Here is a 25,155-nt window from a genome sequence, read left to right as displayed (position 1 = left end):
ACCGACAAAAACACCGTCAGCCCATGAACTTCTTGAACTCGTCCGGCAGCTCGAAGTCCTGGCCGCCCTGCTGCGGCAGACCAAAGGCGTTGCCGCCCTGGGCCCCGGCCTCGCGGCGCGCGGCGGCCTCGTCCTCCTGCTGCTTGCGCTTCATCGGGTTGCCGGAGCGCTGCTTGCCCTTGGCCTGCTTCTGCTTCTTCTTGGCGCGGCCGGGGCCGCCGCCCATGCCCGGCATCCCGGGCATCCCCGGCATGCCGCCGCCCTGGGCCATGCGGGACATCATCTTGCGGGCCTCGAAGAAGCGCTCGACCAGGCCCTTGACCGCACTCACATCGACGCCGGAGCCCTTGGCGATACGGGCACGGCGCGAGCCGTTGATGATCGTCGGCTCCTGGCGCTCGCCCGGGGTCATCGACTTGATGATGGCGGCGGTGCGGTCGACGTCGCGCTCGTCGAGGTTGTTGATCTGGTCCTTGATCTGACCCATGCCGGGGAGCATGCCGAGCAGCTTGCTGATGCTGCCCATCTTCCGGACCTGCTCCATCTGGGCCAGGAAGTCGTCCAGGGTGAAGTCCTGGCCCTTCTTGGACGCCAGCTTGGAGGCCATCTTCTCGGCCTCTTCTTGGCTGAACGTCTTCTCCGCCTGCTCGATCAGGGTGAGCAGGTCACCCATGTCGAGGATGCGGGAGGCCATCCGGTCCGGGTGGAAGGCGTCGAAGTCGTCGAGCTTCTCGCCGTTCGACGCGAACATGATCGGCTTGCCGGTGACCGAGGCGATGGAGAGCGCGGCACCACCGCGCGCGTCGCCGTCGAGCTTCGACAGGACGACGCCGTCGAAGCCGACGCCGTCACGGAAGGCCTCGGCGGTGTTGACCGCGTCCTGACCGATCATCGCGTCGACGACGAAGAGGATCTCGTCGGGGCTGACCGCGTCGCGGATGTCCGCGGCCTGCTGCATCAGCTCCTGGTCGATGCCGAGACGGCCCGCGGTGTCCACGATGACGATGTCGTGGACCTTCGTCTTCGCGAACTCCATGGAGTCCTTGGCGACCTTGACCGGGTCACCGACGCCGTTGCCCGGCTCGGGCGCGTAGACGGCGACGCCCGCGCGCTCGGCGACGACGCTGAGCTGGTTCACGGCGTTCGGGCGCTGGAGGTCGGCGGCCACCAGGAGCGGGGAGTGGCCCTGGTCCTTGAGCCACTTGCCGAGCTTTCCGGCGAGAGTGGTCTTACCGGCACCCTGCAGACCCGCGAGCATGATCACGGTGGGCGGGTTCTTGGCGAACCGCAGGCGGCGGGTCTCGCCACCCAGAATCGTGACCAACTCATCGTTGACGATCTTGACGATCTGCTGGGCAGGATTCAGCGCCTTGGAGACCTCGACGCCGAGGGCACGCTCCTTGACGTTCTTGATGAAGGTGCGCACGACCGGCAGGGCCACGTCGGCTTCGAGAAGCGCGATACGGATCTCGCGTGCGGTGGTGTCGATGTCCGCCTCGGAGAGCCGGCCTTTACCGCGGAGATTCTTGAAAGTCGCGCTGAGGCGGTCGGAGAGGGTATCGAACACGGCGCTCGTCGGTCCTCAAAGGTTGGGGGCAGTCTGATGTCGCTCCCCAGGGTATCCGGCCATGGCAACAAGTCGGCCCCTGCCCGACAGAACTGCGGGGCAGGGGCCGGAATCCCCACGCGCGTGGGGAGCAGTAATTGTCCGCCTTCAGCACGTGCTATGCGGTGGACCATCCCCGCAGAGGCGGGGAGACACAGGATCCAACGGCTCACCATGCCCTGGGGTCACACACTCAACGCAGGCATTCCTCGAGCGAACGTGCCAGCCCAGCTGCCTCCGGGCCTGGCAAGGGCTGGCCCTTCGGAGACGTGACGTAAAAGGCGTCGACCGCATTGGCGCCCAGCGTCGACACATGCATGCTCCGCACCCGTACGTTCGCCTGCTCGAAAGCCCGCCCGATGCGGTGCAGCAGCCCGGGAGCGTCATGAGCGCGGACCTCGATGACCGTGGCGTGACGTGATGCCGCCGGGGCGACCGTCACACGGGCCGGCGGCGCGATCGTGCCCCGGCGCCGGGGATAGGCGGCGTCCCGCTCGGCGAGACGGCCCGCGATGTCGAGCGAGCCGTCCAGGGCGCGTACGAGATCGGCGCGCAGCCGGGCCGCCTGCGGCAGGGAGCCGTACTCGGCGGCGACCCGCCAGTTGAGCATCAGCACCGCGCCCTCGACGCCGTCGGGCAGGTCGAGGGCGCGCAGCTCGGCCGTGCGCACGGTCAGCCGGTGCATGGCGAGGACGCCCGCCACCGCGGGAAGCACCCCGGGCTGGTCCGGCACGGCGATGAGCAGTTCCACGCCCAGCGGCTCCGGATCGCCGGAGCTCTCCTCGGTCGGCGGTTCGGTCTGCGCGCGCAGCGCGAGCACCGGCCCGCCCGTGCGGAACGCCTCGATCGCGAGCCGCTCCTGTTCGGCCGTGGGGGCCGCGGCCTCCGGCTCCTCGGGGTCGTCCCCGGCGAGCACGGCCGCGACCCGCTTGACCAGGTCGGCGACCAGGGAGCCGCGCCAGGAGGACCAGGCGGCGGGCCCGGTGGCCAGCGCGTCCGCCTCGGTGAGCGCGTGCAGCAGTTCGAGGGTGCTCTGCGAGCCGACCGCCTCGGCGACCGAGCGAACCGTGGCCGGGTCCTCCAGGTCGCGCCGGGTGGCGGTGTCGATGAGCAGCAGATGGTGGCGTACGAGGGTGGCGAGGACGGCCACGTCGGTGCGGTCGAAGCCGATCCGGGCGGCCACGTCCCTGGCGATGATCTCGCCCGCGACGGAGTGGTCGCCGGGCCAGCCCTTGCCGATGTCGTGCAGCAGGGAGGCGACGAGGAGGAGGTCGGGGCGGCCCACCCGGCGGGTCAGTTCGGAGGCGCGGACGGCCGTCTCGATGAGGTGCCGGTCGACGGTCCAGATGTGCACGGCGTTGCGCTGCGGCCGGCAGCGCACCCGCTCCCAGTCGGGCAGGAGCCGGGTGATCAGGCCCTCGGCCTCCAGCGCCTCCCAGACCTCGATGGTCGGGCGGCCCGAGCCCAGCAGGGTGACGAGCTGCTCCCGGGCCTCGGCGGGCCAGGGCGTGGGGAGGGGGCGCGCGACGGCGGCCATGCGCCGTACGGCGTGCAAGGACAGCGGGAGCCCGGCCTCTGCGGCGGCGGCCGCCGCGCGCAAGGGGAGCACCGGGTCGCGCTCGGGGCGCGCGGCGCGCGCGAGCACCACCTCGCCATCCATCTCGACCACACCCTCGGCGAGCGGTGAGCGCTCCGCGGCGGGCTTGGCGCCGCCCAGCATGGCCCGCAGACGCGGACGCACGGCGCGCGAGCGCAGCACGCGCGCCACCTCGCGCCAGGTGACGTCACTGGCGTACGAGACGACGCGGGAGGCCTCGTAGACCTGGCGCAGCAGCGTGTCGGCGTCCAGCAGGCCGAGTTCCGCGGCGACCTGGTCCTGTTCCTGGAGGGCGAGGCGGTCGGTGGCGCGTCCGGTGGTCAGATGCAGCGCGTCGCGGACGTCGAGGAGTCTGCGGCGTGCGTCGGAGAGGCCTTCGCGGGGCGCGTCCGCGAGCCAGGAGGCGGCGACGGCGCGCAGGGCGGTGGCGTCGCGGAGGCCGCCGCGGGCCTCCTTCAGGTCCGGTTCCAGCAGGTACTGCAGCTCGCCCTGCCGCTCGGCCCGCTCGGCGCACAGTTCCTGGAGTTCGGGGAGACGTTTCGGCGCCTGGTTGCGCCAGTCGGCCAGGACGGCTGTGCGCAATCCGGCGGTGAGACCGAGGTCGCCCGCGATATGGCGGGCGTCCAGCAGCCCCAACTGCACCTTGAGGTCCTCGCCCGCGGTCTTGCGGGCCTCGGCCGGCGTACGGACGGAGTGGTCGAGGGCGAGGCCGAGGTCCCAGACGGGGTACCAGATGCGGTCGGCGAGGGCGGCTACCGCGCCGGAGTCGCTGCCGTCGTGCAGGAGCAGCAGGTCCAGATCGCTGCGTGGGGAGAGTTCACCGCGGCCGTAGCCGCCGACGGCGACGAGTGACGCTCCGCGCAGACCGTCCGAGCCGGCGGTGAAGAGGCCGGTCAGCCAGTCGTCCGTCAGTTCGGCGAGGGCAGCACGGCGCGGCGGCCCGGACTGCGCCTCCTTCTGGAGGAGGCGCAGCCGGGCCGCCGCGTAGCCGCTGGGTCCCGAGTCCTCTGCTTCCGTACGCATCTCCGTACTCGTCACCCAGCGACTCCTGTTCGTTTCTTCGGTTTAGAGCGCGTCCGGGCCGCGCTCGCCGGTCCGGACCCGGACGGCCGTCTCGACCGGGATGGACCACACCTTGCCGTCACCGATCTTGCCGGTGCGGGCCGCCTTGACGATGACGTCGATCAGGCCTTCGGCGTCGTCGTCCTCGGCCAGCACCTCGATGCGGATCTTGGGGACCAGGTCGACCGTGTACTCGGCACCACGGTAGACCTCGGTGTGTCCCCGCTGCCGACCGTAGCCGCTGGCCTCCGTGACCGTCAGACCGTGCACCCCGAAGGCCTGCAGGGCCTCCTTGATCTCGTCGAGCCGATGCGGCTTCACGACGGCGGTGATGAGCTTCATGCGTCCACCTTCTTGGCAATGCCCTCAGCGGGGGTCGGCGAGGAGGTAAAGCCCGCGCCGCCGCCGGTGCCGCTGAAGTCGTATGCGGTCTCGGCGTGCTCAGCCTGGTCGATGCCCGCCACCTCTTCATCCTCGGTGACGCGCATACCGATCGTCTTGTCGATCAGGAAAGCGAGGATCGCGGAGGCGACCAGGGAGTAACCCAGGACCGCGAAGACACCGGCGCACTGCTTCCAGAACTGGTCGAGGCCGCCACCGTAGAAGAGACCCTCGACCTCGGACTGGCCCTTGCCGCTGGCGAAGAAGCCGACCAGCAGGGAGCCGACGACACCGCCGACGAGGTGGACACCGACGACGTCCAGGGAGTCGTCGTAGCCGAACTTGTACTTGAGACCGACGGCCATGGCGCACAGCACACCGGCGATGGCACCGACGGCGATCGCGCCCAGCGGGGACACCGCACCACCGGACGGGGTGATCGCGACCAGACCCGCGACCGCACCGGAGGCGGCACCCAGCGTGGTGAACGCGCCGTGCCGGATCTTCTCGTAGGCGAGCCAGGCGAGCATCGCAGCGGCGGTGGCGATCTGCGTGTTGAGGAACATCAGCGCGCCGACACCGTCGTCGTTGCCGAGCCACGAGCCGGCGTTGAATCCGAACCAGCCGAACCACAGCAGACCGGCGCCGAGCATGACCAGCGGAAGGCTGTGCGGGCGCATCGGGTCCTTCTTGAAGCCGACGCGCTTACCGATGACGAGGATCACGCCGAGCGCCGCGGCACCGGCGTTGATGTGGACCGCCGTACCACCCGCGAAGTCGATCACGCCGAGGTCGAACGCCCAGCCGCCGGTGCCCCATACCCAGTGCGCGACCGGGAAGTACACGATCGTGGCCCACAGGGCGACGAAAAGGCACCAGGCGGTGAACTTCACGCGGTCCGCGAGCGCACCGCTTATCAGGGCGGGCGTGATGATCGCGAACATCAGCTGGAAGACGGCGAAGACATAGATCGGGATGGTGTAACCGTCCCAGAGATCCCCGCTGCCGATGCCGCTGAACCCGACGAAGTCGGAGGTCCAGCCGATGAGGGAACCCTTGTCGGTGCCGAAGGCGAGCGAGAAGCCATACAGCACCCACAGGATCGTGACGATCCCGATGCTGATGAAGCTCATCATCAGCATGTTCAGGGTGCTCTTGACACGGACCATGCCTCCATAGAAGAAGGCCAGGCCGGGCGTCATGATCAGCACGAGGGCTGAACAGATGAGCATGAACCCGGTGTTGGCGGCAGAGAGCTTGTCTGCGGCTAGCGTGATGGCTGGTGCCATCGGCGTCTCCTCGTCGTTGGTACGGCCCCGTGCGGGCGAAGCCTGAAGCGGTCATGAGGGGTGGGCCGGTTATGCGCCATGACATTGACGCAGCGCGGTTTCGGTCGACACCCCTCGATGTTTCGCCGCAGTGACGAAGGCGCCGCGAGTGTTACGCGTCGATGAACTGCCGGATAGTCGTCGAGCCGATCGTTATCGTGACGCAATCTTCGACGAGGACCACCGCAACCACCACTTGAGGAACCCCCACGGCGACCAGCCAGGTCCGCGAAAGCGGCGCCGGTTCAGGCGCAAAGGAAGGCCGGCCACGACTGGTCGTCCGATGACCTGGCATGGGGGAGCCGAGTCGGGCAGTTCGGGACGACCGGCCGTGGCCGGGGTACGGGGACCGGGCCACTCTCACGGCCTGGGCACACCGAGCCTGGCCGCTTGCACGGCCCGGAGACGGGGACCTGGCCGCCTTTCACAGCCCGGGTAAGGGGACCTGGCCGCTTGCACGGCCCGGGGTTCAGACCGCTTCGGCGGTCTCGGGCAGGTCCACGGCGAGCTGGGCGGTGAGATCCACGACCTCCGCCAGGTCACCGAAGTCACGGACGGCAGTGTCGACCGTCTTTCGGATACGAGTGTTCACGCGCTCGGAGCGCACCTTCTTGGCGATCGCCATCGCCTCCCTGGCCAACACCACGCTCTGCTCCGGCTCGCGCTGCAGCAGGTGCACGGTGGCCATGCCGATGAGGTTGAGTGCGTACGAACGCTGGTGTTCGTTGTCCTTGGCGAAGAGGTTGACGGCCCGCTGCATCAAGGGCTCGGCGAGGGAGGCGTAGGTGGGGCTGCGGCCCGCGACATAGGCGAGGTCGCGGTAGGAGTGCGAGTTCTCGGCGTGCAGCTCGGCCGGTGAGAAGAAGCGGATCCAGTCGGGGTCCGGGTCGTCCCACTCATGGACGTCCTCGAAGCTGTCCTCGGCCATCCGAACGGCCCGCTTGCACTTTCCGGGCTGGCCCATGTTGGCGTAGGCGCGGGCCTCCATCGCATACAGCATGGACTGGGTGCGCGGGCTCGCGCAGTCACGGCTTCCGTACTGCGCGAGGTGGATGAGTTCGAGCGCGTCGTCGGGCCGGCCGAGGTGGATCATCTGGCGGCTCATGCTGGAGAGGATGTACGAGCCCAGCGGCTTGTCGCCCGCTTCCTTGGCCGCGTGCAGGGCGAGCACGAAGTACTTCTGCGCGGTCGGCTGGAGCCCCACGTCGTAGCTCATCCAGCCCGCCAGCTCGGCCAGCTCGGCGGCGACCTTGAACAGACGCCTGTTGGTCGCCGCGGGCTGGGGCTCCTGGAGCAGGTCGGTCACCTCGTGCAGCTGGCCGACGACCGCCTTGCGGCGCAGGCCGCCGCCGCACTGGGCGTCCCACTGCCGGAACATCACCGTGGTGGACTCCAGGAGTTCCAGCTCGGGCTTGGAGAGGCGGCCGGCGCGGCGTGCGGCGGCCGGCGACTCGGGCTCCTCCTTGGGCGGTGTGGGCGAGGGCACCAGCCAGCGCTGCATCGGCTCGATGAGGGCCGGGCCGGCGGACAGGGCGAGCGAACTCCCCAGGAACCCGCGCCTCGCCAGCATCAGGTCGCTGCGCGAGTACTCGCTGATCAGGGCCACGGTCTGGGGGCCGGTCCAGGGCAGGTCGACACCCGACACGGACGGTGACCGGTGGGCGGCGCGCAGGCCGAGGTCCTCGACGGCGACGACACAGCCGAACCGCTCGGAGAACAGCTCGGACAGGATCCGCGGGATCGGTTCGCGCGGATTCTCGCCGTCCAGCCAGCGACGCACACGAGACGTGTCCGTGGAGATGTGATTGGCCCCCAACTGGCGGGCCCTGCGGTTCACTTGACGCGCCAGCTCGCCCTTCGACCAGCCACTGCGCACGAACCACGAGCCCAGCAGCTCATTCGGGCGCTTGTCAGCGTTCGCACCACTTCCGCCGTTGCCGCCCACTGGAACGCCCCCATCCCTGAGACCACTTGTACGCTGCGTGCGCCAAGCCCTATCAGAATGCCGGTAAATACGGCCGCTCGTCCGGCAGTTCTCACCCTTCGAACCGGAAGCCGAGTTGCCTCCGGCATACCCACGAGTGCATACGTCCCCAGGGCCTCGTGTACTCAAAGTAATCCTACGATCACCCGTCCGGCCATGGCGATCCCGGAAACGCCACCATTCGCCACCCCTTCGAATGAACTCCGGATCGCCTGCACGCGATTCACTTGACACAGAACGGCCGGAGCAGGCGGAGCGATGCATTCGAGGGCGCGCACAGCCGAGCGCACCACCCGGGGTGCTTCCGAGCGCCGTCAGGGCCGCACTACATCCGGGGGCAGGAACACACTGAGTCACGTTCCGCGTCCGAGGCGTAACCACCGGCTCGTCGAACCCGTTGGAGGGGGCATGGGCTTCACGATCGGCAGCAGTCGGGGGATTCGCGAAATCCGGCCGGGCTCCCGTCGCCGCGGCCGCTCGTCGGAGTGCACCGCCGTGGCCGAGTTCACCGGGCTGTGGGGCTGGGACGTGGTCCCCGGCACCCGGGCCGCGGCAGGCGCGTGCTCGTGCGGCAAGGCCGACTGCCCCTCCCCCGGGGCGCATCCGCTGGACTTCGCGCCGGTGATCCCGGCGGGCGCCACACTCGACGAGGTGTCCGAAGCCTGGGCCGAGTTTCCCGGCGCCGCGGTGATGCTGCCGGTCGGCCGCGCCTTCGACGTGCTCGAGGTCGCCGAGCCCGCGGGGCGGCGCGCGCTCGTCCGCCTGGAGCGGATGGGTCTGCCCCTCGGGCCGGTCACGGCCACCCAGGACGGCCGCGCCCATTTCTTCGTCGCCCCCGGCGCGGCGGCCGAGCTCCCCGAGCTGCTCTACCGAATGGGCTGGGACGACGCGTCCCTCGACCTGCACGGCCTCGGCGCCGGTACGTATCTCACGGCCCCGCCCTCCGACCGAGCCGGCCTCGGCCCGGTCCGCTGGCTCCGCTCCCCCGCACTGGACTCCGCGACCAGGCCGCCACAGGCCCGTCTCCTCCTCGGCACGCTGGCGTACGTGGCGCACAGGTCGAGGGCGTAGCGGCAACCGCGTACACAGCAAAGCGCCCGCCTCCCACTGCACCTCGGGGGCGGGCGCTTCTTCGACCACCTACGCGTATGGGCGGGTGGTCACTCTCCGATAAGGGCGTCAACGAACGCCTCCGGCTCGAACGGCGCCAGATCGTCGGCACCCTCGCCCAGACCCACCAGCTTGACCGGCACGCCCAGCTCGCGCTGCACCGCGATCACGATGCCGCCCTTCGCCGTGCCGTCGAGCTTGGTCAGCACGATGCCGGTGATGTCGACGACCTCGGCGAAGACACGTGCCTGAACGAGACCGTTCTGGCCGGTCGTGGCGTCGAGGACGAGCAGCACCTCGTCGAGCGGGGCGTGCTTCTCGACGACCCGCTTGACCTTGCCGAGCTCGTCCATGAGGCCGGTCTTGGTGTGCAGGCGTCCGGCGGTGTCGATGAGGACGACGTCCGCGCCCTCCTCGATGCCCTCCTTGACGGCGTCGAAGGCGATGGAGGCGGGGTCGCCCCCCTCCGGTCCGCGCACGGTGCGGGCACCGACGCGCTCGCCCCAGGTCTGCAGCTGGTCGGCGGCGGCGGCACGGAAGGTGTCGGCGGCGCCGAGCACCACGTTCTTGCCGTCGGCGACGAGCACGCGGGCGAGCTTGCCGGTGGTGGTGGTCTTACCGGTGCCGTTGACACCGACGACCATCACGATGCCCGGGGTGTCGAGGGGCGAGTCGGTCTTGACGGAGCGGTCGAACTCGGGGACGAGGATCTGCAGCAGCTCCTCGCGCAGCAGGGTGCGCAGCTGGTCGGGCGTGCGGGTGCCGAGCACCTTCACACGCTCACGCAGCCGCTCGACCAGATCCTGGGTGGGCTGCACGCCGACGTCGGCGGTGAGCAGGGTGTCCTCGATCTCCTCCCAGGTGTCCTCGTCGAGGTGCTCGCGCGAGAGCAGCGTGAGCAGCCCCTTGCCGAGCGCGTTCTGCGAGCGGGAGAGCCGGGCGCGCAGGCGGATCAGGCGCCCCGCGGTCGGCTCGGGGATCTCGATCGCGGGAACCTCGACGGCGGGCGTCGGCTCCTCGACGGCGACCGGCGTCGCCGCCGAGCCGTCCGGGAGATCCACCTCCTCTATCGTCCGGCGCGGTTCCTCGCGCGGGGTCTCGGCCTCGTCTCCGAGGTGCGGTTCGGCCGGAGGGGCGGTGATGTCGGGCGTCGTGGGGGGCGCCGGGGGCAGTGGCTTCTTGCGGCGACTGCCGATGACGAGCCCGCCGAGCGCGCCGAGCACGATCACGGCGATGACTACAGCAAGGATGATTTCCATAACCCATCCAGTATCGGCCATGCCCGTTCCTCGGAGGGGAACCCAGCCCGCGTCCCCCGGGGAGGAACATAAGCCATTTAGATTACTTTAATGGGACTAAAGTAAACTGATCATTCATGAGCACCGCCGGACCCCACGATGGCGCCCTGGAAACGCACGGAATCGAGCCGGTCCCTCTCCCCGAGCGCACTGCCAGAACCCGCGACCTCTTCCCCACCTGGGTCGCCGCGAACATCACCGTCCTGCTGCTGACCATGGGTGCGACCCTGGCCGTCTCGTACGGGCTCAACATCTGGCAGGCCTGCATGGTCGGCGTCACGGCGCCGATCGTGGCGTTCGGCCTGGTCGGGCTGATCGGCATCGCGGGCAGGCGGGGCGGCGCGCCCGGCATGGCCCTGTCCCGGGCGGTCTTCGGGCAGCGCGGCAATCTGCTGCCCGGTTCGCTGATCTGGATCGCCCGCTGGGGCTGGGAGACGATCAACGCGGTGACCGGCGCCTACGCCCTGCTGACCGTCCTGGACATCGTGTTCGGCGTGAAGAGCAACACGTTCCTGATCGTGGTGACGCTGCTGCTCTTCGTGGTCGCGACGTTTGCGATCTCGGGCCTCGGCATCCGCGCCGTGCGGAAGTGCAACAAGTGGGCGACGTATCTCTTCGGCGGCTTCTCCGTGCTCGTCCTGGGCCGTCTGATCGTGAACACGGACTGGGGCGAGGTCTTCGGGCGGTCGGCGGGCCCGACGCCCCTGATGATCACGGGGGTCGGACTGATCGCCGCGGGCGGCATCAGCTGGGCTCCCTCCTCCCCCGACTTCACGCGCTATCTGCCGCGTACGGCCCCGTCCGGGGCGATCGTGCGCAACTGCGTCGGCGGCGCCGCCATCGTCGTACTCCCCATGGTCCTGATGGGAGCGGTCATGGCGTTCGACACGCCGGGCCTGGCCTCGGCGGCCGACCCGGTCTCGTTCGTCGGCGCGATCCTGCCGATGTGGATGGCGGTGCCGTATCTGCTCATCGCCCTGGTCGGCATGCTGCTGATCAACGCGATGTCGATGTACTCGGCGGGTTTCACCGCACAGACCCTCGGCCTCAAGGTGCCGCGGCACTGGGCGGTCTCGGTCAACGCCGTGATCTCGCTGGTCCTCGGCGGCTTCCTGATGCTGTTCGCGACCTCCTTCATGGGGTCGTTCATCGCGTTCCTGTCGCTGCTCGCGGTCGCCTTCTCGGCGTGGGTCGGCGTCTTCGGTGCCGACATGCTGCGCCGCAAGGAGTACGACGCCGGCGCCCTGCTCGACACGACGCGGACCAGCGCCTACTGGTACCGGGGCGGCTTCAGCCCGGCCGCGGTCGCCGCCTGGGCGGTCGGCCTCGGCTCCGGAGCGCTGTTCACGACATCCGACTGGTTCACGGGCCCCCTGGCCGCGAACAACCCCGTCGGTGAGTACGGCCTCGGCTGGGTGGCCACCGTCGCGGTCTCCTTCCTGCTGTACGTCGTCCTGCCGAAACCGGCGGTCGCCCGGACCCCGCAGGCCGCCGAAGAGCCCACATCCCTAGCCGTCTGACGCACCGTCAGCTAGCGTCCCCCCTCCACACACGAAGGGGGGCTCCTCATGCCCGTATCGGTCGTGCGCTTCAACCTCGTCGACCCCGACGCCACTCCGGCCTCGCTGAGTGCCCGCTACAAGGCGGCGGTCGAGATGGCCGCCTACGCCGACGAGCGCGGCGTCACCACGGTGCAGACCGAGGAGCACCATGGCGTCGCCAACAACTGGCTGCCCTCGCCGTTCGCCTTCGCGGGCGCGGTCTTCGGCGCCACCCGGCATCTCGCGGTCACCGTCTCGGCGGTCATCGGCCCGCTGCACGATCCACTGCGCCTCGCCGAGGACATCGCCGTACTCGATCTGCTGAGCGGCGGAAGGCTCATCACCGTAGCGGGCATCGGCTACCGGCCCGAGGAGTACGCCCTCTTCGACGTCGACTGGAAGCGCCGCGGCGCACTGCAGGACGAGCTCCTGGAGACGGTGCTGAAGGCGTGGACCGGCGAGGAGTTCAGCTACCGGGGCCGTACGGTACGGGTCACCCCGCGCCCCTTCTCCGACCCGCACCCCCTGCTGCTGGTCGGCGGTTCGTCCCGGGCCGCGGCCCGTCGCGCCGCCCGTCTCGGCCTGCCGTTCTTCCCCAGCGCACACCTCCCCGAGCTGGAGGCGTACTACAAGGAGCGGCTCATCGAGTACGGCACCGAGGGCTGGACCATGATGCCCGCCGCCGAGACTCCGCTGCTGCACATCGCCGAGGACCCGGACCGGGCCTGGGCCGAGTACGGCGCCCACTTCCTGCACGAGGCACGGACGTATGCCTCGTGGCAGTCCGGCGACATCCGCTCGGCGGTGAAGTCGGCGGCCACGACGGTCGACGAGCTGCGCGCCGAGGGCGTGTACCGCATCCTCACGCCGGAGGCGTGCGTGGCGCAGGGCCTTGCCAGCTACGTGCTGCATCCGCTGTCCGGCGGGATGCCCGTCGACGAGGGCTGGCGCAGTCTGCGTCTGTTCTGCGAAAACGTACTGCCCCGGCTCAAGGACCTCGAGGATCTCGGAGGCTGAGCAGGGGCAGTACGTCTTACGAGTACGGGGAGAGGGGCAGCGGGGGGTTGGCCCTTCCCCCCGAGTCCACAGGAGGAGTTACGGGGCGGGTCAGCCCATCTCCTCCAGGGCCTTGCCCTTCGTCTCCTTCACGTACTTGAGTACGAAGGGGATGGAGAGCGCGGCGAAGATCGTGTAGATCACGTAGGTCGCGGAGAGGTTCCACTCGGCCAGCGACGGGAAGCTCGCGGTGATGGCCCAGTTGGCGATCCACTGCGCGGCGGCGGCGACGCCCAGCGCGGCGGCACGGATCTTGTTCGGGAACATCTCGCCGAGGAAGACCCAGACCACGACACCCCACGAGAGGGCGAAGAAGAGGACGAAGACGTGGGCGGCGATCAGCGCGACCCAACCCTGGGTCGCCGGCAGCTTGCCGTCCACCAGGTCGAAGGAGAAGGCCCAGGCCTCGAGTCCGAGACCGATGACCATACCCACGGAACCGATGAGGGCGAGCGGCTTACGGCCGATCCGGTCGACGAAGATCATGGCGATCACGGTGCCGACGATGTTGATGATCGACGTCGTGAACGAGTAGAGGAACGAGTCCGTCGGGTCGACGCCGACCGACTGCCACAGCGTCGAGGAGTAGTAGAACGCGACGTTGATGCCGACGAACTGCTGGAAGACCGAGAGGCCGATACCGATCCAGACGATCGGCTTGAAGAAGAAGCTGCCGCCGAGCAGGTCCTTGAAGGTCGACTTGTGCTCGCTCTTCATGGCGTGCTCGATCTCGAGGACGCGGGCGTCCAGGTCGACCTTGTCGCCCTCGACCTCCTTGAGCACCTCACGGGCGCGGGCGTCGCGGCCGACGGAGATCAGGAAGCGCGGCGACTCGGGGATCGCGAAGGAGAGCAGACCGTAGAGGGCGGCCGGGACGACCATGACACCGAGCATGACCTGCCATGCCTCGAGGCCCAGGACCTCACCACGCTGGTCGCCGCCGGCGGCGTTCAGGATGCCCCAGTTGACCAGCTGCGAGATGGCGATGCCGATGACGATGGCGGCCTGCTGGAAGGAGCCGAGACGACCGCGGTACGCCGCCGGGGCGACCTCGGCGATGTACGCGGGGCCGATCACGGAGGCCATACCGATGGCGAAACCGCCGATGACACGCCAGAACGCGAGGTCGTACAGCGCGAAGGGCAGCGCCGAACCGACGGCGCTGACCGTGAAGAGGACGGCGGAGATCTGCATGCAGCGGATGCGGCCGATGCGGTCGGCTATGCGACCCGCGGTCGCCGCGCCGATGGCACAGCCGATCAGCGCGATGGCGATGACCTGGGCCAGCGCCGCGGAGCCGATGTCATAGCGGCTTCGGATGGCTTCGACGGCGCCGTTGATCACGGCACTGTCGTAGCCGAAGAGGAAGCCGCCCATCGCGGCCGCCGCCGCGATGAAGATGACATGGCTGAGATGCTCGGGATGAGCTTCCCGGGCTCCTGACTGAGGTGCCTGCGCAGTGCTGGTCACGTGTAACTCCTCGGGCCACCGGCCTCGCTGCCGGGGGTGTGGGGGCAAGCCCTTCGGTAGTGGTACCAGTGGCGCACAACTTCGCACGGCCCACCACCTGAAGGTAAAAGCAACGTTGCAGAGACTATGTCTTCAAGTTCCGAAGTCAACAGTTCGAAAGCTGTGAATTTCTACGGCAGAAGTATCAGGAGAGCGTTCAAGACTTGAACAGAACGGGAAGCCCCAGGTCACGACCGGTGTGGGCTACATGCATCTGGGGGGCCTAGCGCAGCCGCTGGCTGATGACCTTCGACACACCGTCGCCCTGCATGGAGACGCCGTACAGCGCGTCGGCGACCTCCATCGTGCGCTTCTGGTGCGTGATGACGATCAGCTGCGAGGCCTCCTGCAGCTCCTGCATGATCCGGATCAGCCGCTGCAGGTTGGTGTCGTCGAGCGCCGCCTCGACCTCGTCCATCACATAGAAGGGGCTGGGCCGCGCCTTGAAGATCGACACGAGCAGCGCGACGGCGGTCAGCGACCGCTCGCCGCCGGACAGCAGGGACAGGCGCTTGACCTTCTTCCCGGGGGGCCTGGCCTCGACATCCACACCTGTGGTGAGCATGTTGTCGGGATCGGTCAGGATCAGCCGCCCGTCACCTCCGGGGAACAGCCGGCTGAAGACGCCCTCGAACTCCCGGGCCGTATCCCGATAGGCCTCGGTGAAGACCTGCTCGACGCGCTCGTCGACCTCCTTCACCACCTGAAGCAGATCGGCCCGGGTCTTCTTGAGGTCCTCCAACTGCTCGCTGAGGAACTTATGGCGCTCCTCCAACGCGGCGAACTCCTCCAGCGCGAGCGGGTTGACCTTCCCCAGCTGCTGATACGCCCGCTCGGCCGACTTGAGCCGCCGCTCCTGCTCAGCGCGGTGGAACGGCCGGGGCTGGTTGCGCGGGTGTTCCGGGTCCTCGGGCAGTTCCTCGCCCTCGGCGGGGAGCGAGGGCGGCACGAGCTGGGCCGGACCGTAGTCCGCGACAAGCCCCTCCGGCTCGACACCGAGCTCCTCCAGCGCCTTCGACTCCAGCTGCTCTATGCGCAGCCGCTTCTCGGCACCGAGTACCTCGCCGCGGTGCACCGAATCCGTGAGTTTGTCGAGCTCGGCCTTGAGGTCGCGGCCTTCGCCCCGAGCGGCGCCGAGCGCCTGCTCCTTGTACGTCTTGGCGTTCTCGGCGGCGCCCCGCTCCTCCTCGGCCCGGGTCAGCGAGACCTCGACGTGCGCGAGCAGCTGCCGTGCGCCGGAGGCGACGGCCTCGGCGACCGCCGCCTCGTGCCGCAGCCGGGCGCGGCGCTGCTCGGCACGCGCACGTGCCTCACGCTCCGCCCGCGCGGCCCGGTCGAGTCCCTCGGCCCGCCCGGCCAGCCCCTTCACCCGCTCCTCGTGCGTACGCACCTGGAGCCGGGCCTCCATCTCGGTCTGCCGCGCGTTGGCCCCGTCGGCGGCGAGCCGATCCCGTACGGCGGTGTCGGGCTCCTCCTCCACGGGCATCTCCTCGGCGACGGCGAGCTGCTCCGCCAGCTCCTCCGCCTCCTCCACGGCCCGATCGAGCGCCTGCTGCGCCCGCGCCGCGGCAGCGGTGCTCCGCTCGGCCTCCCCGGCAGCGCCGCGCGCCTGCCCGGCCAGCCGCCCCAGCTGCTGTGCCACGCCCGACTTCTCCCGCTCGGCGGCCCGCCGTCGCTCTCCCGCCTCCTCGACGAGCGCGGCCCGCTCCTTGCGGAGTTCGGTGGCCAGGTGGTGAGCCTCGGTCAACTCCTCGCACCGTACGGCGAGTTCTTCGAGCTCGGCCGCCGCCTCGTCGACCGACGCCTGCACCTCGAGCAGACTCGGCGCCCCGGCGGATCCACCGTGCGCGAAATGCGCCCCGAGGAGGTCTCCCTCGGCGGTGACTGCGGTCAACTCCGGCCGCGCGTAGACGAGATCCTCGGCGTCCTCGAGAGTGTCGACGACGACGATCCCGCGCAGCAGCCGCCGTACGGCGGGCATGAGCTCGGCAGGGCCTCGAACGAGGTCGGCTGCGTACGGGGGGCCGGCCGGACGAGCTTGCGAGGCTGCGTTGGTCGCTTCACCAGGGGTGCCGTGGCGCGTGGCCCGGGTGGAGTCGAGCGCGCCGGTCCCGGACTCGAAGTCGTGACCCGCGGTCGGCACCTCGGCCCGGACCCCCGGCCCATGGCCCGGAGCCGGCACCGCAGGCCGCTCCCCGGCAGCGGTGGTCCACCCTGCCGCATCGCCATCGCCATCGCCATCGCCACGCGTGCCTACATTTGCGGATCCTGCCGCATCGCCATCGCCACGCATGCCTACGTTCCCGGTCCGCAGGCCGGAGCCGTCCCTGCGCCCTGCCTCCTCCGGCGCCCCCGCCAGCAGCAGCGCCGCCCGCCCCGCGTCCTGCTTGCGCAACAGGCGGATGGCGTCGGCGGCCGAGGCGGGTGTCGTCACCGCGATCGCGTCGGCCGCCGCGCCGAAGGCGGCGGCGAGGGCGACCTCGAAGCCCGGAGTGACCGAGAGCAGCTCCGCCGCGGGGCCGAGGAGCCCCGTGAGTCGGCCCGTCGCCCCCAACAACGCGCCCGTGCCGTCCTTGCGGCGCAGACCGAGGGCGAGGGCCTCGTGGCGGGCCTGGGTCGCGGCGCGCCTGCGCTCGGCCGCGGTGGCCGCCTCGCGGGCCGCCGTGAGAGTGGACTCGGCCTCGGCGAGCGCCAGTTTGGCCGCCTCGTGTCGCTCCGTCAGTTCCGCGTCATCGGCGTCGAGACCGTCGACCTCGGCCTTCAACTGCTCGTACTCCTCCTGCGCCGCGACCGCCCGCTCCTGAGCCTCGTCACGGGCGGCGGCTAGGCGGTCGATCTCGGCCTGGGCGGAGGCGGCCCGCGAACGGGCGGCGTTGACCTGGCCGTTGAGACGGGCGAGGCCCTCACGGCGGTCGGCGATGGCGCGGGCCACGTCCTTGAGGCGCCGCTCCTCGACGGCGAGCTCGCGCTCCAGCTCGGCCCGGTGCGCGACCGTGTCCTCCAGGGCGTGCTCGGCCGCTTCCAGGGCCGCTTCGAGCTCGGCCTCCTGCTCACGGATCCGCGCGGCCTCGCGTTCCATGTCCTCAGGGTCACGTCCGCGCCGCTCCTCGGCAGGCACCGACGTGGCGCTCTTCACGCGCGCTTCGGCCAGCGAGACCGTACCGCGCACCCGCTCGGCGAGCTGCGACAGCTCGTACCAGGTCTGCTGCGCCCGCTGGAGGCGCGGGGTGAGCCGGCGCACCTCCTCCTCCAGGAGAGCCTCCCGCTGAAGCGCCTTCTTCAGCTCGGTCTCGGCCGCTTCCTTGCGTTCCTTCAGGGCGGCCTCGTCCGCGATCTCGGTCTGGAGCGCCTGGCGCAGGCGTACGAGGTCGTCGGCGAGGAGCCGCAGACGGGCGTCCCGGAGGTCGGCCTGGATCACCGCCGCCCGGCGCGCCACCGCGGCCTGCCTCCCGAGCGGCTTCAACTGCCGTCGCAGCTCGTCCGTGAGGTCCTGGACGCGGGCCAGGTTCGCCTGCATCGCGTCCAGTTTCCGCAGCGCCTTCTCCTTGCGCTTGCGGTGTTTGAGGACGCCTGCCGCCTCCTCGATGAACGCCCGGCGGCCCATGGGGTCGGCGTGCAGGACGGAGTCGAGCTGGCCCTGCCCGACGATGACGTGCATCTCGCGGCCGATGCCGGAGTCGGACAGCAGCTCCTGGATGTCGAGGAGCCGACAGGTGTCACCGTTGATCTGGTATTCGCTGCCGCCGTTGCGGAACATGATCCGCGTGATGGTGACCTCGGCGTACTCGATGGGCAGCGCCCCGTCGGAGTTGTCGATGGTCAGGGACACCTCGGCCCGGCCGAGCGGCGGCCGCCCGGTGGTGCCGGCGAAGATGACGTCCTCCATCTTGCCGCCGCGCAGCGACTTCGCCCCCTGCTCGCCCATGACCCAGCTCAGGGCGTCCACCACATTGGACTTGCCCGAGCCGTTGGGGCCCACGACACAGGTGATGCCCGGCTCGAACCGCAGCGTGGTCGCCGAGGCGAACGATTTGAACCCGCGCAGGGTCAGAGCCTTGAGGTGCACGCCGCCGGACTCTACCTTTCAGGCCCGTCTCACTCCATGAACCCGCGGTTTCACCCATGAACGTGCAGGGCACACCAGACGTTAAAGAGAGTGGAAGAGCGCGCGGGGGAAAGAAGAAGGGACGCCTAAGAGGCGTCCCTTGCAAATCTGACAACTTAGCGGTTGATACGGGCAGCCCAACCACTGCTGTCGTAGTGCGGTGCAGTGATCAGGTGAGCGCAGGCTCCGCCTGGGGTACGTCGATGCTCTCGAGAAGCGAGTCGTGAGAAGCGGCAGCCGCGAGCGCGTCGTTCTCGGCCTGGATCCGTACGAGCTCGGATTCGAGGTCCTGTACGCGCTGCTGGAGCCGTCGCATCTCGGCGATGAGTCGCGGGTCGGAACCGCCGACGTAACCGAGAAGCGCCTTTGCCATGATGGATGGTCCTCCACACTGAGTGACCGACCGAAGCGGTGTGGGTCGTGAGGGAATCGCACCCGCGATGCTTGACACTTACTAAAGTCTTGCTGCCGTTCCACATGCCAAACAGCTAAGGTGCGCGGGGCTTTCAGCGTCTCACCAAAAAGTTTGACGGTCAACACGATCACGCCCCGTATCGGCGGGCAACCCACGGTCGCGCGGCCCTTGGGGCGGCTGCGCTGCGACTCCTGCGGGGCCCTGGGGGCGTCGAGATCATCCTTGTCTGGGGAGCCTGCCACGACGAGCCGTTCTTGGCAACCACCAGGCCATTTCTGCTTCTGGCAGGTGCCAGTGGCATGCCATACCGCTTCCGCCTGGGCAGTTGCGGCGGTCGCCGTCACCGGATGGCGAAGTCCTCGTAGATCCCCCGGGGCGTGTCCCAGATCTCAGTGACTCCGTCCACACGCCCGGGTGTGTCGTCCCCCTGGAGCCAGTCGAGCAGCCCTTGGCATTCGGCCCGTGGTCCCTCGGCGACTATTTGGACCCGTCCGTCGTCCAAATTGAGAGCAAAGCCACTCAGGCCGCCGATCTCCAGCGCCTTGGCCCGCGTGAACCAGCGGAAACCCACACCTTGGACGCGTCCGCGTACCCAGACCACCAGCCGTACAACCTCGTTCATGGGTGCACGCTAACCGGACAAAGTCTCTCCGGGCACTTCCTTCCCTCCCGCCATGCGGTACCGTCCCGACCCAATGAGTCTCATATGAAACTCACTCTTTCGAGTGAGGGTCGCTGACCCAAAGATCGAGGAAGGCCAGAAGATGGGACGCCACCGACGCTCCGCCGCCGGCCGCGCCGCCATGGGCCGCGCCACCGAGGTGACCGACACAACGGGTACGTACGGGGCCCAGACGGACCATTACGGTCCGGAGAATCTGTACGGCTACGCCGCGATCGCCGATCTCCCGAGCAATGCCGCCGCCCGCTCGCACCGCAAGGGGAAGGTCGCGACCCCTGTACGCACGGGTCTGCTCGGCGTCTCCGCGGCCGTGGCGCTGGGCACCGTCGCCGTCGCGGCCGGCGTACTGCCCGGCAGCGACAACTACGCGCTCGGCGGTGGCGGCGGCAGCTCCGACAGTGTGCAGGCCGTGGGCTCCCCGTCCAGTCAGGAGACCCAGCAGGGCGGTACGTCGGGCAGCGCGGAGGAACGCGAGGACACGTCGACGAGCCGTGACGCCGACCGTTCGGCCTCCGCCGCCGCCACACCCTCGGCCGCCCCTTCCTCGTCATCGGCCGAGCCGACCAAGGCGCCCGAGAAGACGAAGCCCGCCACCAAGCCCGTCAAGACGAAGAAGCCGAAGCCGATCAAGACCGCCACGAAGGGCCCGAAGACCACCGCCCCGGTGACGGTGTCCGCCGAGGCAGCGGCCGAGGCCGAGGTGCTCAAGCTGGTCAACGAGGAGCGGGCCAAGGTCGGCTGCGGCGCGGTGGCGGCGAACAGCGCCCTGTCCGCGCTGGCCGAGGCCTTCAGCGACGACATGGCCACGCGCGGCTTCTTCGACCACACCGACCCGAACGGGCTCAGCCCCTGGGACCGGGCGGCGAAGGCCGGTATCACCGGCCTGGGCGGCGAGAACATAGCCCGCGGCCAGGCCGACGCGGCAGCCGTCATGGAGGCCTGGATGAACAGCCCCGGTCACCGCGCCAACATCCTGAACTGCGACTTCAAGACCCTGGGCGTAGGTGTGCACTACGGCAGCGGCGGCCCCTGGTGGACGCAGGACTTCGGCTACTGACCGACGGAGAGAGCGCTAACTGCTGGTTAGCGCAACCTTCTGGTTGGCGCTGTGCCCTAGTAGGGTAAAAGCATGCAACCCACCGTGCAGCCCGCCGAGAGCGGTGACTTTCAAGACCTCGCGTACGACGCGTTCGCCCGCGGCTGCCCGTCCCGGGGCACGCTCGAGCACGTCACCGGACGCTGGGGCTCGCTCACGCTCGGAGCGCTGCACGACGGTTCGTTCCGCTTCAACGAGCTACGCCGCCGTGTAGACGGCGTCAGCGAGAAGATGCTCTCCCAGACGCTGCACGCGCTGGAGCGTGACGGTCTGGTGCACCGTGAGGCGCAGCCCACGAACCCGCCGCGTGTCGACTACACGCTCACGCCGCTCGGCCGCGAGGTCGCCGAGCGCCTACTGTCCCTCATCCACTTCGTGGAGGGCCGCATGGACGCCGTCCTGGAGGCCCGCACACGCTACGACGCGACGCGCGAGCGCTGACTCCTCAGGACTTTCCTACGGCGTGACGCGCGGCGGGCGCTGGCAGCGCGGGCAGAAGTAGCTGGACCGGTTCATCCAAGCACGCCGCCGCATCGGCGTTCCGCACCGCCGACAGGGCTCACCCTCGCGGCCGTACGCGTCGAGCGAGCGGTCGAAGTAGCCCGACTCGCCGTTGACGTTGACGTACAGGCTGTCGAAGCTGGTGCCGCCGGCGGCGAGGGCGTCGTTCATGACGTCGCGGATGTGGCCGAGGAGTTCGGCGGTGCGCGGCCGGGTGAAGGTGCCCGCGGGGCGTTCGTAGTGCAGCTTGGAGCGCCAGAGCGCCTCGTCCGCGTAGATGTTGCCGACCCCGCTGATCAGCGACTGGTCGAGCAGCGCGCGCTTGATCGTCGTACGGCGGGCACGCAGGGCGGTGTGGAACGCGGCATCGTCGAAGAGGGGGTCGAGCGGGTCGCGGGCGATGTGCGCGATGACGTCCGGGAGACCGTCCGGGGTGGTCTCGTGCAAGGAGAGTCCACCGAAGGTGCGCTGGTCGACGAAGCGCAGTTCGGTGCCGAGCGCGTCGTCGAAGCGGACCCGGATGCGCAGGTGCTTCTCGTCCGTGGCATCCACGGGCCGCACCAGGAGCTGTCCGCTCATTCCGAGGTGTGCGAGCACGGAGTACGGGGAGTCGTCCAGGGGCAGCCAGAGGTACTTGCCGCGGCGCATGGCCGGTCCGACGCGCTGTCCCATGAGCGCCTTCGCGAAGCCTTCGGGCCCCGTCAGATGCCGCCGCACGGCCCGCGTGTGCCGCACCTCGACCGATGTCACGGTCCGCCCGCTGACCCAGCGCTCCAAGCCGCGCCGTACGACTTCGACCTCGGGCAACTCGGGCACGGTGCTCCTCCGGAGAAACGGATCACGCTGACGGGTCACGGAGATGTTCGAAACCCCGTCGCGGCGCGGACGCCTCGACGGGGTTTCGACTCTGCGGTTACGAAGGAATCAAGCCGTGGCCGGGTCGCTCGTCGGAGCCGAGGGGGCGTCGACGGTCCCCTCGGCGGCCTGAGCCGCCTGCTCGGCGGCCTGGGCCGACTTCGCGCGTTCGTCCGCGGCGGAGCGGATCGCACGCCACGCGGACTCCGCGGCCTGCTGCTCCGCCTCCTTCTTGCTGCGGCCGGTGCCGGTGCCGTACGAGACGCCTCCGACGCGGGCGGCAGCAGTAAAGGTCTTCTCGTGGTCCGGGCCGGTCTCCGAGACCAGGTACTCGGGAACGCCGAGCCCCTCGGTCGCGGTGAGTTCCTGGAGGCTGGTTTTCCAGTCCAGGCCGGCGCCCAGATTCGAGGACTTTTCGATCAGCGGGTCGAAGAGCCGGTGGACGAGTTCGCCCGCCGCTTCCAGACCCTGGTCGAGATAGACCGCGCCGATCACCGCTTCAAGGGTGTCGGCGAGGATGGATGCCTTGTCCCGGCCTCCCGTGCCTTCCTCGCCCCGGCCGAGCCGGATGAAGGAGCCGAGTTCGAGGCCGCGGCCCACTTCCGCAAGCGCACGCGAATTGACCACCGCGGCCCGCAACTTGGCCAGCTGGCCTTCGGGCAGGTCGGGGTGGGTGCGGTACAGCGTGTCCGTGACCACGAGGCCGAGCACGGAGTCCCCGAGGAACTCCAGTCGCTCGTTGGTCGGCAGACCGCCGTTCTCGTACGCGTAGGAACGGTGGGTCAGCGCACGCACCAGAAGGGCGGACTCGAGCTTGTACCCGAGCCGCCCTTCCAGAAGCGTGTGGGACGAGGCTGTGTTGTCCGCCTTGTTCTTGGCGTTTGTATCCGCCTTGGCGTCAGACATCAGACCTCTCACCAGCCGCTCAGACCTCGAGGACCTGGCGCTTGTTGTAGGTGCCGCAAGCCGGGCACGCGATGTGCTGCAGCTTGGGCTCGTGGCAGCGCTCGCACGCAACCAGGGTGGGGACCGCAGCCTTCCACTGCGACCGGCGGTGGCGCGTGTTGCTGCGCGACATCTTCCGCTTCGGAACAGCCACGGCTACTTCTCCTGCTTCTCGTCGGCGTGCGCTGATGGAAGCGCGCCGCCGCTCATCTCGTCCTTCTCGCCATCTTCGAGTGAACCGGCGAGTCCCTGCAGTGCCGCCCAACGGATGTCGACGGCGTCATGGTGGTGGTCCGGGTCGTCCGCGAGCCGGGCTCCGCACTCGGAGCACAGGCCGGGGCAGTCGTCCTGGCACACCGGCTGCATCGGCAGTGCGAGCACCACCGCATCACGCAGCACGGGTTCGAGGTCGAACAGGCCGTCCTCGATGAAGAGCGTGTCCTCGTCTTCCTCGGCGTCGTCGGCCGGCTCCGCTTTCACACGGCCCCGGTCGTCGGCGTCAGGGTACGAGAACATCTCCTGGAAGTCCGCTTCGAGCTGCTGCTCGAGCGGCTCCAGACACCTTACGCACTCCCCCTTGGCCTGTGCACGGGCGGTGCCTGTGACAAGCACCCCTTCCATGACCGACTCAAGGCGGAGTTCGAGCTCCACCGGGGCGCCTTCCGGCACTCCGATGACTCCCTGGATCCCGAGATCCTTGGGGGCGTCGATCTCGCGGGTCAAGCGCTGCAGCGCACCAGGACGCCGACCCAGCTCGTGTGTGTCGAACACGAGAGGGTTGCGGTGGTCGAGGCGGGTGTTCAGAGCCATTCCTGCTTTCGATCTTCGAAGCTCGAGGGACGCCACCCCTGGTGTTCCGTGGGCAGCGCTGATCGCGGACGTACACGCGACCGAAGAGCCAGGATACTGGACCTTTCGCTCACGGCCCAATCCGGTGTACGGCCCCGGACTCGAGCGCCGGTGCGCGCCGCCCTCAGTGGCCGCCGCGCCCCTGTTCGTACGCCCGCAGCTGCTCCGCACTGATCATGCTGGTGTCGAAGAGGCTGGTCTCGTCCAGAGCATGCGTCTCCGGGTCCGCGGCGTGCTGCTGCTGCGCGTAGGCCTGCTGCCCACTCTGGTCGTACGCCGGCTGCTGGTCGTAGCCCTGCTGCGGGTAGGCCGCGTACGGGTCGGCCTGCGGGTAGCCGTACGCGTCCTGCTGGGCGTACTGCTGCTGATAGCCGTACGGATCGGACTGCGGCTGGTACGCGTAGGCGTCCTGCTGCTGCTCGTAGGACGGCTGGGCCGGCACCTCGGGAGTCTGGGCGGGCCGCTCGGGGGCGTCCGAGAGCTCGGCGAGGCCGGCCAGGTAGTCGGCGTCGCTGGTGTGCCGGCCGGGGGTGCCGTCGTCCTCGAAGCCGCCCAGTTCGCCCAGGTCGTCGCTGGCGATCCGGCCGTGCAGCTTCTGCCTGCCGCGGCCGACCGCCTCCAGGGTCTTGGCGAGGACGGCCTCGAAGGCGCCGAGCTTCACGTCGACGTAGTCGTCGGCGCTGCGGCGCAGCGTCTCGGGGTCATGGCTGCGCTCGGGGGCGTCCTCGTCCTCGTACCCCTGCTCGTCGGTGCCGGGACCGGTACCGAGGAGCTTTTCGCGACCGCGGCCGACGGAGCCGAGGGTCTTGGTCAGGACGACCTCGAAGTTGGCGAGCTTGGAGTCGACGTAGTCGTCGGCCTCGGCGCGGACCTCCTCGGCCTCCTGGCGGGCTTCGGCGAGGATGCGGTCCGCCTCGTTCTGCGAGCGGCGGGCGACCTCGGTGTCGGAGATCAGCGAGCCGCGCTCGGCGTGCGCGGACTCGATGATCCGCTCCGCCTCCAGGCGGGCCTGCTCGACCATCTGCTCGCGGCCGCCGATGAGCTCCTCGGCCTGGGCGAGGGAGCCGGGCAGAGCCTGGCGCACCTCTTCGAGCATCGAGAGCAGCTCGGCGCGGTTGACCACGCACGAGGCCGACATGGGCATGGAACGGGCGCTGCCGACCGCCGAGACGATCTCATCGAGCTTCTTCTGCACGTCCACCGTGTGCTCGCCACTCTCTACAGCTGTGTTGAAG

At 69.6% G+C, this 25,155-nt stretch carries 20 protein-coding genes; 5 read left to right on the top strand and 15 right to left on the bottom strand.

Translation table 11 applies throughout. The features are described from left to right. Nucleotides 1-16: 16 nt before the first annotated feature. The 5 genes from ffh to AB0D57_RS12280 form a co-directional block, all read right to left on the bottom strand. A complete protein-coding gene (ffh, locus tag AB0D57_RS12300) occupies nucleotides 17-1,567 on the bottom strand; it encodes a signal recognition particle protein (RefSeq protein WP_362070723.1) in 1,551 nt (516 codons plus the stop codon). A gap of 232 nt (nucleotides 1,568-1,799) precedes the next feature. After that, entirely contained in the window at nucleotides 1,800-4,241 is a 2,442-nt protein-coding gene (locus tag AB0D57_RS12295; RefSeq protein ID WP_362070721.1) for a [protein-PII] uridylyltransferase, read from the bottom strand. 27 nt (nucleotides 4,242-4,268) lie between these two features. Next, nucleotides 4,269-4,607 carry a P-II family nitrogen regulator gene (locus tag AB0D57_RS12290; protein ID WP_164411711.1) on the bottom strand — a complete coding sequence of 113 codons (339 nt, stop codon included), beginning with the start codon at nucleotides 4,605-4,607 and terminating at the stop codon, nucleotides 4,269-4,271. Continuing rightward, nucleotides 4,604-5,935 carry an ammonium transporter gene (locus tag AB0D57_RS12285; protein WP_362070718.1) on the bottom strand — a complete coding sequence of 444 codons (1,332 nt, stop codon included), beginning with the start codon at nucleotides 5,933-5,935 and terminating at the stop codon, nucleotides 4,604-4,606. Before AB0D57_RS12285 ends, AB0D57_RS12290 begins: the two co-directional genes overlap by 4 nt. 508 nt (nucleotides 5,936-6,443) lie before the next feature. Beyond that, nucleotides 6,444-7,919: a hypothetical protein gene (locus tag AB0D57_RS12280; RefSeq protein ID WP_362070716.1), complete on the bottom strand. Its 1,476-nt coding sequence runs from the start codon at nucleotides 7,917-7,919 to the stop codon at nucleotides 6,444-6,446. A gap of 447 nt (nucleotides 7,920-8,366) precedes the next feature. Here AB0D57_RS12280 and AB0D57_RS12275 point away from each other — a divergent pair, with 447 nt between their 5' ends. Further along, entirely contained in the window at nucleotides 8,367-9,029 is a 663-nt protein-coding gene (locus tag AB0D57_RS12275; protein WP_362070714.1) for a bifunctional DNA primase/polymerase, read from the top strand. A gap of 89 nt (nucleotides 9,030-9,118) precedes the next feature. Here AB0D57_RS12275 and ftsY read toward each other — a convergent pair whose 3' ends face one another. Beyond that, nucleotides 9,119-10,327, bottom strand: a complete 1,209-nt coding sequence (gene ftsY, locus AB0D57_RS12270) for a signal recognition particle-docking protein FtsY (protein ID WP_362070827.1) — start codon at nucleotides 10,325-10,327, stop codon at nucleotides 9,119-9,121. A 116-nt stretch (nucleotides 10,328-10,443) separates the two neighbouring features. Here ftsY and AB0D57_RS12265 point away from each other — a divergent pair, with 116 nt between their 5' ends. Beyond that, nucleotides 10,444-11,886: a cytosine permease gene (locus tag AB0D57_RS12265; RefSeq protein ID WP_362070712.1), complete on the top strand. Its 1,443-nt coding sequence runs from the start codon at nucleotides 10,444-10,446 to the stop codon at nucleotides 11,884-11,886. A 48-nt stretch (nucleotides 11,887-11,934) separates the two neighbouring features. Continuing rightward, nucleotides 11,935-12,924, top strand: coding sequence for an LLM class flavin-dependent oxidoreductase (locus tag AB0D57_RS12260; protein ID WP_362070710.1), 990 nt, complete (start codon nucleotides 11,935-11,937; stop codon nucleotides 12,922-12,924). 90 nt (nucleotides 12,925-13,014) lie between these two features. Here AB0D57_RS12260 and AB0D57_RS12255 read toward each other — a convergent pair whose 3' ends face one another. The 4 genes from AB0D57_RS12255 to AB0D57_RS12240 all read right to left on the bottom strand — a co-directional run bounded on the left by AB0D57_RS12255 (nucleotide 13,015) and on the right by AB0D57_RS12240 (nucleotide 19,614). After that, nucleotides 13,015-14,433 (bottom strand): sugar porter family MFS transporter, encoded by a 1,419-nt coding sequence (locus AB0D57_RS12255; protein WP_362070708.1) that lies wholly within the window; start codon nucleotides 14,431-14,433, stop codon nucleotides 13,015-13,017. Between the two features lie 262 nt (nucleotides 14,434-14,695). After that, nucleotides 14,696-18,538, bottom strand: coding sequence for an AAA family ATPase (locus tag AB0D57_RS12250; protein ID WP_362070706.1), 3,843 nt, complete (start codon nucleotides 18,536-18,538; stop codon nucleotides 14,696-14,698). 208 nt (nucleotides 18,539-18,746) lie between these two features. After that, nucleotides 18,747-18,950 (bottom strand): hypothetical protein, encoded by a 204-nt coding sequence (locus AB0D57_RS12245; protein WP_028802434.1) that lies wholly within the window; start codon nucleotides 18,948-18,950, stop codon nucleotides 18,747-18,749. A 382-nt stretch (nucleotides 18,951-19,332) separates the two neighbouring features. Beyond that, nucleotides 19,333-19,614: an acylphosphatase gene (locus AB0D57_RS12240; RefSeq protein ID WP_362070704.1), complete on the bottom strand. Its 282-nt coding sequence runs from the start codon at nucleotides 19,612-19,614 to the stop codon at nucleotides 19,333-19,335. A 142-nt stretch (nucleotides 19,615-19,756) separates the two neighbouring features. Here AB0D57_RS12240 and AB0D57_RS12235 point away from each other — a divergent pair, with 142 nt between their 5' ends. After that, a complete protein-coding gene (locus AB0D57_RS12235; protein WP_362070702.1) occupies nucleotides 19,757-20,731 on the top strand; it encodes a CAP domain-containing protein in 975 nt (324 codons plus the stop codon). 72 nt (nucleotides 20,732-20,803) lie between these two features. After that, a complete protein-coding gene (locus tag AB0D57_RS12230) occupies nucleotides 20,804-21,211 on the top strand; it encodes a helix-turn-helix domain-containing protein (RefSeq protein ID WP_362070700.1) in 408 nt (135 codons plus the stop codon). Nucleotides 21,212-21,226: 15 nt separating this feature from the next. Here the strand turns inward: AB0D57_RS12230 and mutM are convergent, their stop codons facing one another. The 5 genes from mutM to AB0D57_RS12205 form a co-directional block, all read right to left on the bottom strand. Further along, nucleotides 21,227-22,087, bottom strand: a complete 861-nt coding sequence (gene mutM, locus AB0D57_RS12225; RefSeq protein ID WP_362070698.1) for a bifunctional DNA-formamidopyrimidine glycosylase/DNA-(apurinic or apyrimidinic site) lyase — start codon at nucleotides 22,085-22,087, stop codon at nucleotides 21,227-21,229. Between the two features lie 108 nt (nucleotides 22,088-22,195). Beyond that, a complete protein-coding gene (gene rnc / locus AB0D57_RS12220) occupies nucleotides 22,196-23,032 on the bottom strand; it encodes a ribonuclease III (protein ID WP_362070696.1) in 837 nt (278 codons plus the stop codon). 19 nt (nucleotides 23,033-23,051) lie between these two features. Beyond that, nucleotides 23,052-23,225: a 50S ribosomal protein L32 gene (rpmF, locus tag AB0D57_RS12215; protein WP_006139588.1), complete on the bottom strand. Its 174-nt coding sequence runs from the start codon at nucleotides 23,223-23,225 to the stop codon at nucleotides 23,052-23,054. A 2-nt stretch (nucleotides 23,226-23,227) separates the two neighbouring features. Beyond that, nucleotides 23,228-23,881 carry a YceD family protein gene (locus AB0D57_RS12210; RefSeq protein ID WP_362070694.1) on the bottom strand — a complete coding sequence of 218 codons (654 nt, stop codon included), beginning with the start codon at nucleotides 23,879-23,881 and terminating at the stop codon, nucleotides 23,228-23,230. Nucleotides 23,882-24,044: 163 nt separating this feature from the next. Further along, on the bottom strand, nucleotides 24,045-25,121 hold the full coding sequence (locus tag AB0D57_RS12205; RefSeq protein ID WP_362070692.1) for an ATP synthase F0 subunit B: 1,077 nt from the start codon (nucleotides 25,119-25,121) through the stop codon (nucleotides 24,045-24,047). Between the last annotated feature and the right edge of the window lie 34 nt (nucleotides 25,122-25,155).

Origin of the sequence: Streptomyces sp. NPDC048275 (assembly GCF_040652275.1) — a bacterium.
Taxonomy (GTDB): Bacteria; Actinomycetota; Actinomycetes; order Streptomycetales; family Streptomycetaceae; genus Streptomyces.
This window is presented reverse-complemented; position numbering and strand designations above follow the sequence as displayed.

Bases quoted from the DNA above. Each gene is read 5' to 3' on its own strand.
- AB0D57_RS12290 (WP_164411711.1), bottom strand. From the start codon at position 4,607: ATGAAGCTCATCACCGCCGTCGTGAAGCCGCATCGGCTCGACGAGATC.
- AB0D57_RS12285 (WP_362070718.1), bottom strand. From the start codon at position 5,935: ATGGCACCAGCCATCACGCTAGCCGCAGACAAGCTCTCTGCCGCCAAC.
- AB0D57_RS12275 (WP_362070714.1), top strand. From the start codon at position 8,367: ATGGGCTTCACGATCGGCAGCAGTCGGGGGATTCGCGAAATCCGGCCG.
- ftsY (WP_362070827.1), bottom strand. From the start codon at position 10,327: ATGGAAATCATCCTTGCTGTAGTCATCGCCGTGATCGTGCTCGGCGCG.
- AB0D57_RS12265 (WP_362070712.1), top strand. From the start codon at position 10,444: ATGAGCACCGCCGGACCCCACGATGGCGCCCTGGAAACGCACGGAATC.
- AB0D57_RS12260 (WP_362070710.1), top strand. From the start codon at position 11,935: ATGCCCGTATCGGTCGTGCGCTTCAACCTCGTCGACCCCGACGCCACT.
- AB0D57_RS12245 (WP_028802434.1), bottom strand. From the start codon at position 18,950: ATGGCAAAGGCGCTTCTCGGTTACGTCGGCGGTTCCGACCCGCGACTC.
- AB0D57_RS12240 (WP_362070704.1), bottom strand. From the start codon at position 19,614: ATGAACGAGGTTGTACGGCTGGTGGTCTGGGTACGCGGACGCGTCCAA.
- AB0D57_RS12235 (WP_362070702.1), top strand. From the start codon at position 19,757: ATGGGACGCCACCGACGCTCCGCCGCCGGCCGCGCCGCCATGGGCCGC.
- AB0D57_RS12230 (WP_362070700.1), top strand. From the start codon at position 20,804: ATGCAACCCACCGTGCAGCCCGCCGAGAGCGGTGACTTTCAAGACCTC.
- rnc (WP_362070696.1), bottom strand. From the start codon at position 23,032: ATGTCTGACGCCAAGGCGGATACAAACGCCAAGAACAAGGCGGACAAC.
- AB0D57_RS12210 (WP_362070694.1), bottom strand. From the start codon at position 23,881: ATGGCTCTGAACACCCGCCTCGACCACCGCAACCCTCTCGTGTTCGAC.